Annotated in this window: 10 protein-coding genes and 2 tRNA genes; 11 read left to right on the top strand and 1 reads right to left on the bottom strand. The window is 38.3% G+C overall.

Going from position 1 to position 13830, the window contains the following annotated elements:
• Positions 1-53: 53 nt before the first annotated feature.
• The 6 genes from nqrF to DPX34_RS00575 all read left to right on the top strand — a co-directional run bounded on the left by nqrF (position 54) and on the right by DPX34_RS00575 (position 5696).
• On the top strand, positions 54-1277 hold the full coding sequence (gene nqrF, locus DPX34_RS00600) for an NADH:ubiquinone reductase (Na(+)-transporting) subunit F (RefSeq protein WP_111976466.1): 1224 nt from the start codon (positions 54-56) through the stop codon (positions 1275-1277).
• 459 nt (positions 1278-1736) lie between these two features.
• Positions 1737-1823, top strand: a tRNA-Leu gene (locus DPX34_RS00595).
• Positions 1824-1864: 41 nt separating this feature from the next.
• A tRNA-Gly gene (locus DPX34_RS00590) sits at positions 1865-1940 on the top strand.
• Positions 1941-2274: 334 nt separating this feature from the next.
• Complete coding sequence (locus DPX34_RS00585; RefSeq protein ID WP_198673591.1) at positions 2275-3267, top strand: phospholipase A; 993 nt, start codon at positions 2275-2277, stop codon at positions 3265-3267.
• Between the two features lie 220 nt (positions 3268-3487).
• Complete coding sequence (locus DPX34_RS00580; protein WP_111976464.1) at positions 3488-4996, top strand: hypothetical protein; 1509 nt, start codon at positions 3488-3490, stop codon at positions 4994-4996.
• A 226-nt stretch (positions 4997-5222) separates the two neighbouring features.
• Positions 5223-5696 (top strand): acyl-CoA thioesterase, encoded by a 474-nt coding sequence (locus DPX34_RS00575; RefSeq protein ID WP_111976463.1) that lies wholly within the window; start codon positions 5223-5225, stop codon positions 5694-5696.
• Positions 5697-5883: 187 nt separating this feature from the next.
• On the opposite strand, the gene folX is transcribed toward DPX34_RS00575, so the two are convergent.
• A complete protein-coding gene (gene folX, locus DPX34_RS00570) occupies positions 5884-6246 on the bottom strand; it encodes a dihydroneopterin triphosphate 2'-epimerase (RefSeq protein WP_111976462.1) in 363 nt (120 codons plus the stop codon).
• 213 nt (positions 6247-6459) lie between these two features.
• On the opposite strand from folX, the gene DPX34_RS00565 reads away from it, so the two are divergent.
• The 5 genes from DPX34_RS00565 (at position 6460) to DPX34_RS00545 (ending at position 13795) form a co-directional block, all read left to right on the top strand.
• Positions 6460-7539 carry an AI-2E family transporter gene (locus DPX34_RS00565; protein WP_111976461.1) on the top strand — a complete coding sequence of 360 codons (1080 nt, stop codon included), beginning with the start codon at positions 6460-6462 and terminating at the stop codon, positions 7537-7539.
• 133 nt (positions 7540-7672) lie between these two features.
• Positions 7673-8785 carry an efflux RND transporter periplasmic adaptor subunit gene (locus DPX34_RS00560; RefSeq protein WP_157964577.1) on the top strand — a complete coding sequence of 371 codons (1113 nt, stop codon included), beginning with the start codon at positions 7673-7675 and terminating at the stop codon, positions 8783-8785.
• A complete protein-coding gene (locus DPX34_RS00555; RefSeq protein WP_111976459.1) occupies positions 8782-11841 on the top strand; it encodes an efflux RND transporter permease subunit in 3060 nt (1019 codons plus the stop codon). Before DPX34_RS00560 ends, DPX34_RS00555 begins: the two co-directional genes overlap by 4 nt.
• Positions 11842-11906: 65 nt before the next feature.
• Entirely contained in the window at positions 11907-12452 is a 546-nt protein-coding gene (locus DPX34_RS00550) for a DUF6942 family protein (RefSeq protein ID WP_111976458.1), read from the top strand.
• A gap of 119 nt (positions 12453-12571) precedes the next feature.
• Complete coding sequence (locus DPX34_RS00545) at positions 12572-13795, top strand: EAL and HDOD domain-containing protein (protein ID WP_111976457.1); 1224 nt, start codon at positions 12572-12574, stop codon at positions 13793-13795.
• Positions 13796-13830: the final 35 nt, after the last annotated feature.

Raw genomic sequence — 13830 nt, 5'->3', positions numbered from 1 at the left:
GGCTTTCGTATTAATGATACGAGAGCCTTTTGATAAAATTAAAGGAAAAGTCGATGGAAATCATTCTCGGCGTATCGATGTTTACCGCGATAGTGCTAGCTTTAGTTTTAGTAATTATTTTTGCTAAATCAAAGTTGGTTTCATCTGGTGATGTAACTATTACGATAAACGGCGATCCAGAAAAATCAGTGACAGCAGCAGCCGGTGGTAAATTATTGGGTGTTTTAGCTGACAAAGGTATTTTTATACCATCTGCCTGTGGTGGCGGTGGAACATGTGGTCAGTGTCGTGTGCACGTTCATTCAGGTGGTGGTGATATATTACCAACTGAAGAAGGCCATATAACTAAACGTGAAGCGAAAGAAGGCTGTCGTTTATCATGTCAAGTTAGTGTTAAACAAGACTTAGACATTGAATTAGAAGATGAAATTTTTGGTGTTCAACAGTGGGAATGTTCAGTTATCTCTAATGATAATAAAGCAACTTTCATTAAAGAACTTAAACTTCAGATCCCTAATGGTCAGTCAGTCCCTTTCCGTGCGGGTGGTTACATTCAAATTGAAGCGCCAGCGCATCATGTTAAATATGCTGATTTCCAAATCCCTGATGAATATCGTGGTGATTGGGAGCGTTTTGGTTTCTTCAAGTTAGAATCAAAAGTTGATGAGCCTACATTACGTGCTTATTCAATGGCTAATTACCCAGAAGAAGAAGGGATTATTATGCTTAACGTGCGTATTGCTACGCCGCCGCCTAATAACCTGACTTTACCTTGTGGTAAAATGTCTTCATTCATTTGGGGTTTAACAGAAGGTGATAAGGTTACTATTTCAGGGCCATTTGGTGAGTTTTTTGCTAAAGACACTGATGCCGAAATGGTATTTGTTGGTGGGGGTGCTGGTATGGCGCCAATGCGTTCACATATCTTTGACCAACTTAAGCGTCTTAATTCTAAGCGTAAAATTACTTTCTGGTATGGTGCTCGTTCATCACGTGAAATGTTCTACGAAGATGACTTTAACGGTTTAGCCGCTGAAAACGAAAACTTCACTTGGCATGTTGCATTATCGGATCCACAACCTGAAGATAACTGGGAAGGTTATACTGGTTTCATTCATAACGTATTATATGAAAATTATTTACGTGACCATGATGCACCAGAAGATTGTGAGTTCTACATGTGTGGTCCACCTATGATGAATGCCGCTGTTATCGGCATGCTGAAAGACTTAGGTGTTGAAGATGATAATATCTTACTTGATGACTTTGGTGGTTAATCAGTAACGTATTTCAACATAGAAAATTTTAAAGGCCTTCAATTAAATGAAGGCCTTTTTTATTTTATATGCTAGAAAAATAATGACGGTAAAAAGGAGAGAGCAACTGTAGTTATTATTTTGTGTTAACTGGGGAGCACTGATTAGTGATTACAAATCAAAAATATTTAGAAGAATAGTGATTTGAATGTTGGTAACGTGATTTTAGTTTAATGTAGAGAGTATGGTTAATATTAATATGAAGGGATTAAATCATTGTTATTGCTGAATAAATAAACAAAAAATGGCTTTTTTGATTATTAAGTGTTCGGTTAACAAAAAATGTAAAAAAACTTTAAAAAAAGGCTTTACAACTTTCTCTAAATCCGTAAAATGCCGCGCCATACAAGAGAACAACGCAGTAGCAAACGCAACGTTAAATTGTATAGTCCACAGACTCTTGCAATAGAGCACCCAAACGCCCGGGTGGTGGAATTGGTAGACACAAGGGATTTAAAATCCCTCGTTCGTAAGGACGTGCCGGTTCAAGTCCGGCCCCGGGCACCATTTATCATAATTGATAAATACAAGAAAGACATTTCTACCGTGCGGCTGTAGCTCAGCTGGTAGAGCACGACCTTGCCAAGGTCGGGGTCACGAGTTCGAGTCTCGTTAGCCGCTCCAATCTTTACCTACTTATGAAATCCTAGTCAAAATTAAACCTATCATCTATTTGTCATTATCACCTGTTTAGCTTGATAATTAAATCAGTTAAAGTTGCATCAGGTAAATACCAATCCGTAATAATAAGTGCCTACTCAGCGAGCGTTTAAATGCGCTTGATCAAGGCGTCTGAAAGGAATACCCCTGCGGCTTTTGACCTGCGTTATCGGTATTTGAAAGGGAACAACCATTCCTGCACACCGACGCCTTGTTCAAAAACCGCTGGATGCATTCTGAGAGATCTCTTATTAATATGAATTGGTATTATTTTGCCCTTTGTTAAATAAGGTTAATGATGAAAAAAGTAAGCGCTACAGTATATGGCTTGTTATTAATACTGAACCTACCACTGCAAGCAAAAGAAACGGATTATCTTGATTGTATTGAAACACACCTCGTTCAATTAGCTAATGATGCGATGATTGCTAAACTTAAAGAGCGCTGTAAACATTTAGTGACGCAAGAAGCCAATCAACCCGGCGCGTTATCACGTCGTTTTGATAAAGAACGAAATTCAGCGTTTAACCCGTATGTGATAACCCCACATCGCATGAATTATATTTTACCCTTCACCTATACCGATTCTATAAATACTGACGCATATCAGGATTTGAATAATTATGCGGATAATTTAGAAAAGTCAGAATCAAAATTTCAAATGAGCTTGAAAGTACCTTTTAATGAAGATCCTATTTTTAGCAAAGGTGATGGCTTGTATTTTGGCTTTACGTTAGCCTCGTGGTGGCAAGTTTATTCCAATAACATATCTAAACCTTTCCGAGAAACAAATTATCGTCCTGAATTGTTTTACATAACGCCTATCAATTGGCGACCTTTGTCTGTGAGTACAGGGGCAATTATAGGTATTGAACATCAGTCAAATGGCCGTACACAAATTTTATCACGCAGTTGGAATCGGGTTTATGCCGGCTTTCTGGTAGAGAAGCAAAATTTTGCGTTTGCATTTGTACCTTGGATCCGTATTCCTGAAAACAAAAAAGCAGATCCACTGGATGACAAAGGCGATGATAACCCTGATATACAGAAATATATGGGGCATTTTGAAGTGTTGATGGCCCATAAGTGGGATCGTTATGAAGTCAATTTAATGACTCGATATAATTTCACTTCAAATAATGGCGGCGTCGAACTGGGTTTTACTTTTCCTTTGTGGGGCAAAATTAGAGGCTATGCGCAGTATTTTGCTGGATATGGTGAAAGCTTAATTGACTATAACCATAAACATCAAAGGCTTGGTATAGGAATTGCTTTAACCAATATACTTTAAAAGTAAGGTTTGTGATTTATTTATATCTTTTGATGTAATTAACATAAATATGCAATAGAAAGCTGCTTTATGTTACGGTTTTGTTTAAAATGATAAATCTACCTGTGTTATTCGTTCGAAGGCCATGTTTTCTGTTGCACTATGGCTAAAATGGTTATTTATTTGCTGTAAAGCGGCCTAAATATTTTTTATTTACTTTGTGAGTTGTTGTTAATTATTGATGGCTAGTTCAACTAAACCCCAAATAAAGCGTTTTTCGCAATATCGTACTGATCGTTTATCGGCGATCCCGACTATGGCGAGTGCGATTTCAAAACGTATTTCTGATTTTAAAACTCAATATGTGAAAATAGCAGATGATGCACAAGTTTTTTTTGAAACATATGAAGAGAAGCATAAAAAATTAAATAACTTAAAAGTAAGTATTGGTGAGTATGATAATCAAATTACGATTATTACTGACTATCAAAAAGCAAATGGGAAGTTACCGCAGATAAAGGGCCAGAAATCAGCCAAGCGTTATTTAGAGCGTTTATATGATCTAAAAGAAAAAGTTCAAGCTGATTATACCCGCTTATTTAAAGAAATGAATGAAGAGCGCTTGCAACGTTTTAAGTCGCTTGATCGTTTATCGGATCAAATATTAGACTTATTAGATGGACGACGCATATTCAGCCAGTTTTTAGGCACAATCGCGCTTTCAACTCCTTTACCAAAAGAGCGAGTTAGGTGCAAACGTAATGAAAAATTTAAGCCTATTTATATCACGGCCCTGTGTGTTGCTTTATTTGATGATGCCAGACGGAATCATCAATTTGAACACCCGTATTTATGCGAAAACCTCGAAGATATTTTTAAAGAGCAATCTCTTTGTTACATGTCGGACGAAGTCAACAAGCTCGATCCGGTAGCCAAAATGAAATATCGTGAAGAAATTCTAAAACCATTAACTAAAGTTGCCCTCGTGCATTCTATGGGGAGCTATGCACCCGAAGTTGAAGCTATTTTTGATGGTGATCGTTTCAGAAATTTAGACCCTAACGAACGTGAGCCTATGCTGGCGATCATGCGCAAAAAATCGGTTGATTATTTGCGTTTAGGGATTGGCTTACCGCCCCGAAAATTAGATTCGCGTGACGAACGTCGTGAATTTATTGAAGCTGAAACCAAAAAGCTACGTTTCATGTTAAGTATGGTTGATATGCGTGAAGGCGTTAAAAATGAACTTAACGAGTTGCTACGGATACCCATGACTTATTCGTCATTTATTGTATCAACTAAAGCAGACTTTGATTACAACTCAATATATAAAGCCTATGATTGGATGCTTGATGGCATGAAACGCGGTTTTTATCATGAAAAATTCACGCGTTTATTTTTAAAAATGGTTGGTAGCTTCCCGGTAGGAGCTGGTATTTACTTTCTCTCTAAAGAAACGAACATGATTGAAAAAGCGATTGTGTCGTCTTTATACCCAACGCGATTTGATGAACCCACCGTTAAACAAATAACGCGACAACAAGCCCAATCATTAAGTCATGCTGAAGTCATTGTGAGTCGAGATACTAACTTTTATTATGCCGCTGCCCGTGAAAAATCTGAATTCCCTGCTGATATGCTCAATAAACGCTACCAAGGTAAGTTTACTTGGAATGCCAATGAGCAATGGGAAACGCAAATATCGGCGTTAGCATTTTGGAAAAAAGACGGCACGTTTAAAATAAACTAACCCATTATTAACTTGGCTTAAATTCTTTTTTAACGTGTGCAACGTTTATTTAATTAGCTTTGATAAATTAAAACCCTGCCTTGTTTTTAATTGCAAAATTATGACAATTTATTGAAAGCGCAAAAGAAAAATCTCCAGAAGCATGCGATAATATTAGTTATCCAACTAAGCGTATGTATTATTCGCCTAGTTATTCTTTATATTTGATTTATGCGGGGAGAGAAACATGGATCAAAGTCAACGCGAAATAACCTTACGTTTTTTAGCTGAACCACAAGATGTAAATTTTGGTGGTAAAGTTCACGGTGGTGCCGTGATGAAATGGATCGATTTAGCCGCTTACGCTTGTGCTGCTGGCTGGAGTGGTCGCTATTGTGTCACGGCTTATGCAGGGGGAATTCGTTTTGTTTCGCCTATCCATGTTGGTAACTTAGTCGAAGTTGGGGCTAAAGTTATTTATACGGGGAGTTCTTCGATGCATATTGCGCTTGAAGTTTATGCTTGTGATCCTAAATCATTGAATCGTCGGTTAACCACGCATTGTATCGTTATTATGGTTGCGGTAGACGAGTCGGGTCAAACAATCAAAGTGCCGGAGTGGGTGCCTGTGACCGAAGAAGATATTCGACAGCATGAATCTGCTATCAAGCTGATGGATATGCGTAAGCAAATTGGCGAAGAAATGCAAATATTACGCTAAATGCGGTGTCAGCACACTGCTTTAATAGCAGTGTGTAGCGGTTATAATGTTATAATGTTATAATGTTATAATGTTATAATGTTATAATGTTATAATGTTATAATGTTATAATGTTATAATGTTATAATGTTATAATGTTATAATGTTATAATGTTATAATGTTATAATGTTATAATGTTATAATGCGTTATCGTTGCCAATTAAGTTGTAACGATACAGAATCTGCAAATCTTAAGGCATGTGGCTTATCTATTTCTACCTCGACTAGCTCTACCCACGGGTGATCCTTACATATCTCAACTACATCTTGAGTTAGCTTTTCTAATAGTAAAAATCGCCCATCTTCAACATGTGCAATTATTTTTTTTGTAATCGTGCGATAATTCACGGCATCATCGACATTATCTGATGTGACAGCGCGGCTGGCACTGTAATAAATGGCGGCATTAATGATGACATCTTGCTTGTTTTTTACTTCATCTTGATTAAAACCAATAAAAGTTCGAAGGCGTAAATTTTTAATTTTTATTCTAGCTAAGTTGTTATTCATGAGGCATTTTATCTAAAAGTTGTGGTTTTATCATAACGCAATAATGCTATCGTCGTCACATGAATGTTTAATCATAATGTGTGATATTTGAGTGATAAACGTGGCAATATATTGCATATTGGCGCATATAAACAAATAATAGCGTTATAAAGTAGTCTAGATCAATTACTTGAAAAGGGGGTTATGCCTCCTCATTATTAAATTAGGGACAAAATGAACATAAAAACACACATATCCGTTGCCAGTAAAATGATGCTTACCTTAGCCGCAACATTTATTGTTTTAGCTGGTATTCATGGCGCTTCAGCTATTGTAGAACCATTATTATTGTCCATTTTTGTCGCTATTATTTGTCAGCCGGTTATTAATTTTTTAAGCCTACATCGCATTCCCAAAAGTATTGCTGTTGTTTTAGTGATTGTTTTTGTTGTGATCGTGGGCGTGTTATTAACAGGGGTTGTCGCTAAATCTATGAGCCAGTTTAGCCAAGATATCCCGACGTATAAATCGCAGTTACAAGCCGAATTAGCTTGGTTGATTGAAAAGCTCGCTAACTTTAACATACATTTAAATAAAGCGTTTCTCACTGAACATTTTGATCCTGGTGCTGCTATGTCTATTGCCACCGATACGTTGTCTGGCTTAAGCAATGTGTTAGCTAACTTCTTTCTTATATTACTGACTTCGATATTTATGTTATTTGAAGCCGATGTGCTTAAAAAGAAATTACACATTGCACTTGATGATCCAACAATGCACCTTAAAAAAATTGATGGCTTTTTAGCGTCGGTTAAAAATTATTTAGCGATCAAAACCATTGTTAGTTTATTAACGGGTATTTGTGCCAGTATTTTATGCTGGGTCGTTGGCGTTGATTATATTATTTTATGGGGACTTTTGGCTTTTTTACTCAACTATATTCCAACGATTGGATCCATTATTGCTGCTGTGCCGGTTATTTTGTTAGCATTATTACAAGTTGGTTTAGGTGGTGCCGGTGTTATCGCATTAGGTTATTTTGCTATCAACACGGTTATGGGCAACATGATTGAGCCTCGTTACATGGGTAAAGGCTTGGGTATTTCGACACTCGTGGTCTTTTTATCATTAGTTTTTTGGGGCTGGTTATTAGGTACTGTTGGTATGTTATTGAGCGTGCCGTTAACCATGGTGGTGAAAATTGCATTAGAGTCATCCGAAGAAACACAATGGATCGCGGTATTGCTTTCTAGTGGCGATGAAGTAGACGAAGTGGTTGCACCTAATGAGTCAGCCGAAACACCGATTAAATAGCATTATTTATTAGGCTTGGGTTTAACAAATTAAACCCATTCATCAAGTATTAACACAAGTCGTTGTATACCTATAACAATATTCATTCTTTGTTTAGAATAATTGTATTAACATTTTTATGCATGGAGCAAACATGTCGTTACCGCCTCGAATTTCAGTATTTTTGCCTTGTTTTTTTCTTCTCTCTTCTCTCTTCTCTTTTCATACGTTTGCTAATATGCCGCCTGCTTTAGTCAAAACGGCGGTTATAAAAGCCAATACAGAAGCTCAATTAGTTTGGCGCAATGGACATCTTATTAGCCGTCATAATTCTATGGTTGCAAGCCGAATGATGGGGCAAATCACTTGGCTTGCTGAGGTGGGGGATGAGGTAAATACGGGAGATATACTTTTTAAACTAGACAAAAAGCAAGCTGAGTTAGCACTAATAAAACAAGAAGCCGAATTACGTAAACATGAAGCTCAGCGTACTTTTCTAGAGCAAGAAGTTGGGCGTTTGAAAACGCTTGCTGCGCAAAATAACACATCAAAAACCTTATTAGAGCAACGGGTTGCTGAGTTACAAATGATTAAAGCCGAAATAGATGCTGGGCAATCGTTATTAGCAGGGCTCAAATTAGAACTCGACTATACCGATTTAGCCGCTCCATTTTCAGGAATGGTTACTGAGCGATTTTCTCAAATAGGTCAAGTGGTTAATCAAACAGATGCCGTCATTAGGTTGGTGGATACAAAACATAAAGACGTTAAAGTAAAAATTCCACTTAAGTTTTGGCAAAATGTAAAAGCAGGCATGTTATTGCAAGTGCAATCAGCGCTTGGTAACGCTAAATTAAAAATTAGACAAGCAGTGCCGGTGGGCGATAACAAGGCGCGTTTAATGGAATTATTACTTGATGCTGAATCATTATCTTGGCCTGTGGGTATCGCTGTTGATGTGGCAATACCGTTATCCCCTTTAGCTACCCCGACAGCGAATGTTAAACATGCTTTTTTAGTGCCTCGTGATGCACTCGTGTTACGCAAAGGTCGTACTAGCGTTTTTGTTATCGATGAAAACAACCTTGCTTTGCAAGTTGATGTGATTGAAACCTTCGGCATGGAACAAAATATTGCCGTGATTGGTGAACTCAAAATTGGCCAAAAAGTTATTGTGCGCGGTGCTGAGCGTTTAAGAACAGGGGCTGCGGTGCAAGAAATTGGTGGGCAAGAAGGATTAGTTAAAGTACGAGGACATCGTTCGTGAACTTAACTCGTCAAGCCTTGAGTAACCCGACCGCGGTTGTTGTCGGCCTCATCTTAATTACTTTGTTTGGTTTACTCAGTTTATTACGTTTACCTGTTCAAATGACCCCAAATGTTGAACGGCCACAAATTATTGTACAAACCAATTGGCGCGCAGCGGCACCAGAAGAAATCGAAGCTGAAATTATAGAACCGCAAGAAGATGTACTTAAAAATGTACCGGGTTTAATTAAACTCGAAAGTGAAGCATCGCAAGGCCGTAGTTCCGTTACGTTAAAGTTTGATGTTGAAGTTGACTTGCGCCGTGCTTTGTTAGAAACCATGAATCAACTTAATCGTGTTCCGCGATATCCTGTTGATGCCGATGAGCCGATTCTTTATGTTGGATCTGATGAGTTTGGTGGTTCGATAGCCTGGTTTGCCATTCAAGCAACCGAAGGCAATGAGCGAGATATTCGCTCATACAAAGAGTATGTTGAAGATGTTATACAAACTCGTATTGAACGTATTGATGGCGTGTCTAAAACGAATATTTATGGTGCTCTAGAGCAAGAATTAAGAATAACCTTTGATCCTGCTAAATTGGCCGCGGTTGGATTAACCATCGCTGAGCTTGCTAACCGCCTTTCAGGCATTCAAGATAGTTCTGGTGGGTTTGCCGATGTGGGACGAAGACGATATACCCTTCGCTTTAAAGGTAAACACGAGGTTGAAAATTTTAGCCAAATAGTCGTAGCAACACACAATCAACAAGCGATTTTATTAAGTGATGTGGCTGCAATTGAATATCGTTTACAAGATGAGTTTGGGGTACTTTATCAAATCGGTTCGCGCGGGATCGCGATGAACATTATTCCTGAAAATAATGTTAACGTGCTTGATATTATGGCTAAAGTGAAAGTGATCACAGATGAGCTTAACGCCAATGTTTTACCGAAAGCCGGATTAAGTATTACTAAAGTTTATGATGAAAGTTTATATGTTACTGATGCAGTAGAGTTAGTGCGCAGTAATTTAGCTTTAGGTATTATTTTAGCGATTGCCGTATTATGGTGGTTTTTACGCAAATTTAGAGCCACGCTGATGGTGGCGGTTGCCATTCCATTGGCATTAACATCAACTTTTATTGTTTTTGATGTTTTTGGTCGCAGCTTAAATATCGTTTCGCTTGCGGGTCTTGCCTTTGCGGTTGGCATGGTTCTCGATGCCGCTATTGTGGTGCTTGAGAATATTGTGCGTTTGCGTGAGGAAGGCAAATCACGGGTCGAAGCCGCCTTGCAAGGTGCAGGGCAAGTGTGGGGCGCATTGCTTTCTTCTACCGCCACAACTATCGCTATTTTTATTCCTATTCTATTTTTAGAAGATGTATCTGGTCAGTTATTTGGTGATTTAGCGTTAGCGATCACGGTTGCTGTTGTGAGTTCATTATTGGTTGCGGTGTTAGTACTACCGGCTGGCAGTGTGAATTTACTTTCGGATGTAAAAGATGATGATCCGCATAAAAAAGGGTGGGATCAGATCACAGATAAAGTGATGTTGATAACCTCTACAGCACAAAAACGTTGGGCATGGGTTATCGGCCTCATGTTAACGGCTATCTCGATTACGTTATTATTATTTCCACAAACAGATTATTTACCTAAAGGTAATCGCAATTTGATTTTTGGTATTGTGATGACACCGCCAGGACAAGGTGTTGAAGCGAGCCGAGTCGAAATTGGCGAAGTATTGAATGAACGCTTGAAGGCTTATTATGAAGGTGAAAAAGAGCCTCATATTCAAGATTACTTTTTAGGACTATTTGGTAACTTTGGGTTTGTTGGGGGAACTGCTCGAGATCCTGATCAAATTCAAGAATTGTTGCATAAGTTAAATACTGAAATTTTACAGGGGTTTCCTGATACGATTGCCTTTGCTAGCCAAGCCGAAATTTTTGCCCGTTTAGATGGCGGACGCTCTATTGAAGTTGATATACAAGCGACTAATATTGATTTAGCGCTTGATGCTGCTCGTGCCGGTTTTGGTAAAATTATGCAAGTGATGCCTGCGGCCCAAACTCGACCTTTGCCAGGGTTGGAATTTGCAGAGCCTGAAATCAGATTAACGCCTAATGAATCGCGAATTGTTGAATCTGGTTTGCAACGTCGAGATGTCGCTCAAATGACTGCCGCATTAGGCGATGGCTTATTTTTAGGCGAATATTTTGATGGCCAGCGCCGCGCCCGTATGATTTTACGTGCCCCTGAGTGGACCACTCCTGAGCAACTTGTCGCATCTCCGGTTTATACCCCTAACAGTGATGTATTACCCTTGTCTGAACTGGTTGACATGAAACGTACCGCTGGGCCTTCGCAAATACGGCGAGTTGATCGTCGGCGCGCGATCACATTACTGGTTACACCACCAGACAATATGAGCTTAGAACAAGCGATCACCCTTTTAAAAGAAGACGTAGAGCCCGTTATTACTGCCTTACTACCTGAAGATGGCACGGTTACCTATCGCGGGAGTGCTAATGCATTAGAAACCACGTTGAAACAAATGGGGGGCAGCTTTTTACTGGCTTTAGTTATTTTATATTTGCTTATGGCGGCGTTATTTCGATCATTTAAAGATAGTTTACTGGTTGTATTAGCGTTACCGCTGGCTACTTTTGGCGGCGTTGCGGTGCTGCAAATAACTAACCTGTTTATCTTTCAACCTCTTGATCTATTAACCATGATTGGTTTTGTTATTTTATTAGGGTTAGTGGTTAATAACGCCATTCTGCTAGTGCATCAAACTCGAGTAGCCGAGCGTGAAGGAATGCATAGACGTGATGCGGTTAAACAATCTGTGCGTTTACGATTAAGGCCTATTTTAATGAGTACTTTAACCAGCTTGTTTGGCATGATGCCACTATTACTCATACCTGGGGCTGGGGCTGAGTTATACCGAGGTATTGCTGCTGTGATCGTGGGTGGGATGAGTGTCAGCACTCTATTTACTTTAATCTTTTTACCTAGTTTATTGCGTATGGGAGAAGAGAAATTCGATAGGGTAATTAAGCATGCCTAAGCCGATGAATGAAAATAATAGTTTTATATTCACATTTTATATTTGCTTAATGAGCGGTACTTTTTATGCTTAATATCGATAAAGTTGGTCTAGGTGAGCGAACCGTGAGCATTGAAGTTTATATTGCTAATCGCCCGCCTTTACCACTATATACCGATTTAGACTCAATGCATGTATTACAAAAAGGGGAAGTAGCCGATATCGCTGAAAAAACGGGTAATCATTGGCGTAAAATATTTAATGTGTATGCTAAATTTTTATATGAATTAAAAGCCGAACATCGTCAGTGTTATGCTTCTTGGCAAGCTTTTCGAGATGATGCGCTTTTAGCATTAGACTGCCAGCATAATTTATTGTTTAGTCAACTGAGTCGTGTTAGTACAGCAAACTTTAATGCTAACAACAAGCTTATTCGTATTTTAATGGGTAAGCAGCACGGCCTTAAATTAACTCAACAAGCTAAAATTTCAGTAAATTGGTTAGATGATGAGTTTGCCATTGCCCTTGAAGAGCACGTTATTATTTGTCCTTATTTTGATTACCGTCAGTTATCTAATCAGAAAATAAGTAAATTGTGTTATCTAATCGAAACTCACTTTGGGGTATTTTAAACCGGCGAGCGTTTATTTCTTTATATAAAGTGGTCATCGACCCCTCTCTTCTTTCTTTTTTATTCTATACTCAAATATAGTCTCCTCACTCCTCGCTTTTTAATAGGGATATTACCGTTATGTCTGTGTATACCGCTAGGCAAGCCATCTTTAATCGAAAAGGTCATGTTGTCGCTTACGAGTTATTGTTTCGTGATGGCCCCGACAATTTTTTCCCTAATATTGATTCTCATGAAGCGACATCAAAACTCATTGTGCGTACGCACTTAAGCCAAGGGATCGACCATTTTACCGCGGGCAAACCGGCGTTAATCAATTTCAATGAAGAGAGCCTGATCAAACAATTACCTTTTATGTTACCAAACAAAAAAGTCATGATTGAGATCCTCGAAAATGTATCGCCTTCTGATGAAGTATACGAAGTTTGTAAAACCTTATTTCATCAAGGCTACCACATTGCACTTGACGATTTTATATATAAAGAAGAATGGGAACGTTTTTTTAAATACGTTAAATTAATTAAATTCGATATTATGCAAACCCCGCTTAAATATATTGAGCCTTTAGTTAAGCAATTAAAATCTGAACGTAAAAACGTAAAAATATTAGCTGAAAAAGTAGAATCGAAAGAAGAATTAGTCGAAGCGGCAAAAATGGGCTTTGACTACTTCCAAGGTTACTTTTTTTGTAAACCTGAGATGAGTGAACGTAAAGAAGTTGAAAGTAATAAACACATATTATTAGGCTTATATCGCGAAACGCTTAAAAATGATTTGAATGTAAAACGTATAACTCGTTATTTTGAACAAGATTTAAATCTAAGTTATAAACTGTTGCGTTTTATCAACTCGGGCGCGATCCCAATTAGAGAAAAAATAGGCTCTATTAAACAAGCTATTGTTTATTTGGGTGAATCAGAAATGCGCAAATTGATTTCATTGCTTACTACGAGTGTGCTGGCGTTTGATAAGCCTAAAGAGTTAATTAGAGTTGCTATTTTAAGAGCCAGGTTTGCTGAGTTATTGACTATTCATGTCGATATTAAATTAAGTGAGCCGGCTTTTCTATCGGGATTATTTTCATTACTCGATGCTATTTTAGATATGCCCATGGCCAGTATTATTGAGCAATTACCGCTAGATAAAACAATAGAGGATGCGTTAGTTGACGAAAACGAAACCCCACTGAATATCATCTTGCGTGCCGTTAAGTTATATGAAGCGGGGAGTTGGCATTTAACCACGAAAGAGGCCGCTAAATTGATGATAACTTATGAACAAATGGGTGAGTGTTATCAAGATGCTGTTAAATGGGTTGATACCTATGAATTAGCCATGGAATAACCATGTTAGACCCATAGTCGTTAATAACCGTTTAC

The sequence above is a fragment of the Algibacillus agarilyticus genome, from assembly GCF_003286125.1.
Taxonomy (GTDB): Bacteria; Pseudomonadota; Gammaproteobacteria; order Enterobacterales; family Alteromonadaceae; genus Algibacillus; species Algibacillus agarilyticus.
This window is presented reverse-complemented; position numbering and strand designations above follow the sequence as displayed.

What these genes read in the sequence shown, in the direction of transcription:
- nqrF (WP_111976466.1), top strand. Translation starts at nt 54, where the DNA reads ATGGAAATCATTCTCGGCGTATCGATGTTTACCGCGATAGTGCTAGCT.
- DPX34_RS00585 (WP_198673591.1), top strand. Translation starts at nt 2,275, where the DNA reads ATGAAAAAAGTAAGCGCTACAGTATATGGCTTGTTATTAATACTGAAC.
- DPX34_RS00580 (WP_111976464.1), top strand. Translation starts at nt 3,488, where the DNA reads ATGGCTAGTTCAACTAAACCCCAAATAAAGCGTTTTTCGCAATATCGT.
- DPX34_RS00575 (WP_111976463.1), top strand. Translation starts at nt 5,223, where the DNA reads ATGGATCAAAGTCAACGCGAAATAACCTTACGTTTTTTAGCTGAACCA.
- folX (WP_111976462.1), bottom strand. Translation starts at nt 6,246, where the DNA reads ATGAATAACAACTTAGCTAGAATAAAAATTAAAAATTTACGCCTTCGA.
- DPX34_RS00565 (WP_111976461.1), top strand. Translation starts at nt 6,460, where the DNA reads ATGAACATAAAAACACACATATCCGTTGCCAGTAAAATGATGCTTACC.
- DPX34_RS00560 (WP_157964577.1), top strand. Translation starts at nt 7,673, where the DNA reads ATGTCGTTACCGCCTCGAATTTCAGTATTTTTGCCTTGTTTTTTTCTT.
- DPX34_RS00550 (WP_111976458.1), top strand. Translation starts at nt 11,907, where the DNA reads ATGCTTAATATCGATAAAGTTGGTCTAGGTGAGCGAACCGTGAGCATT.
- DPX34_RS00545 (WP_111976457.1), top strand. Translation starts at nt 12,572, where the DNA reads ATGTCTGTGTATACCGCTAGGCAAGCCATCTTTAATCGAAAAGGTCAT.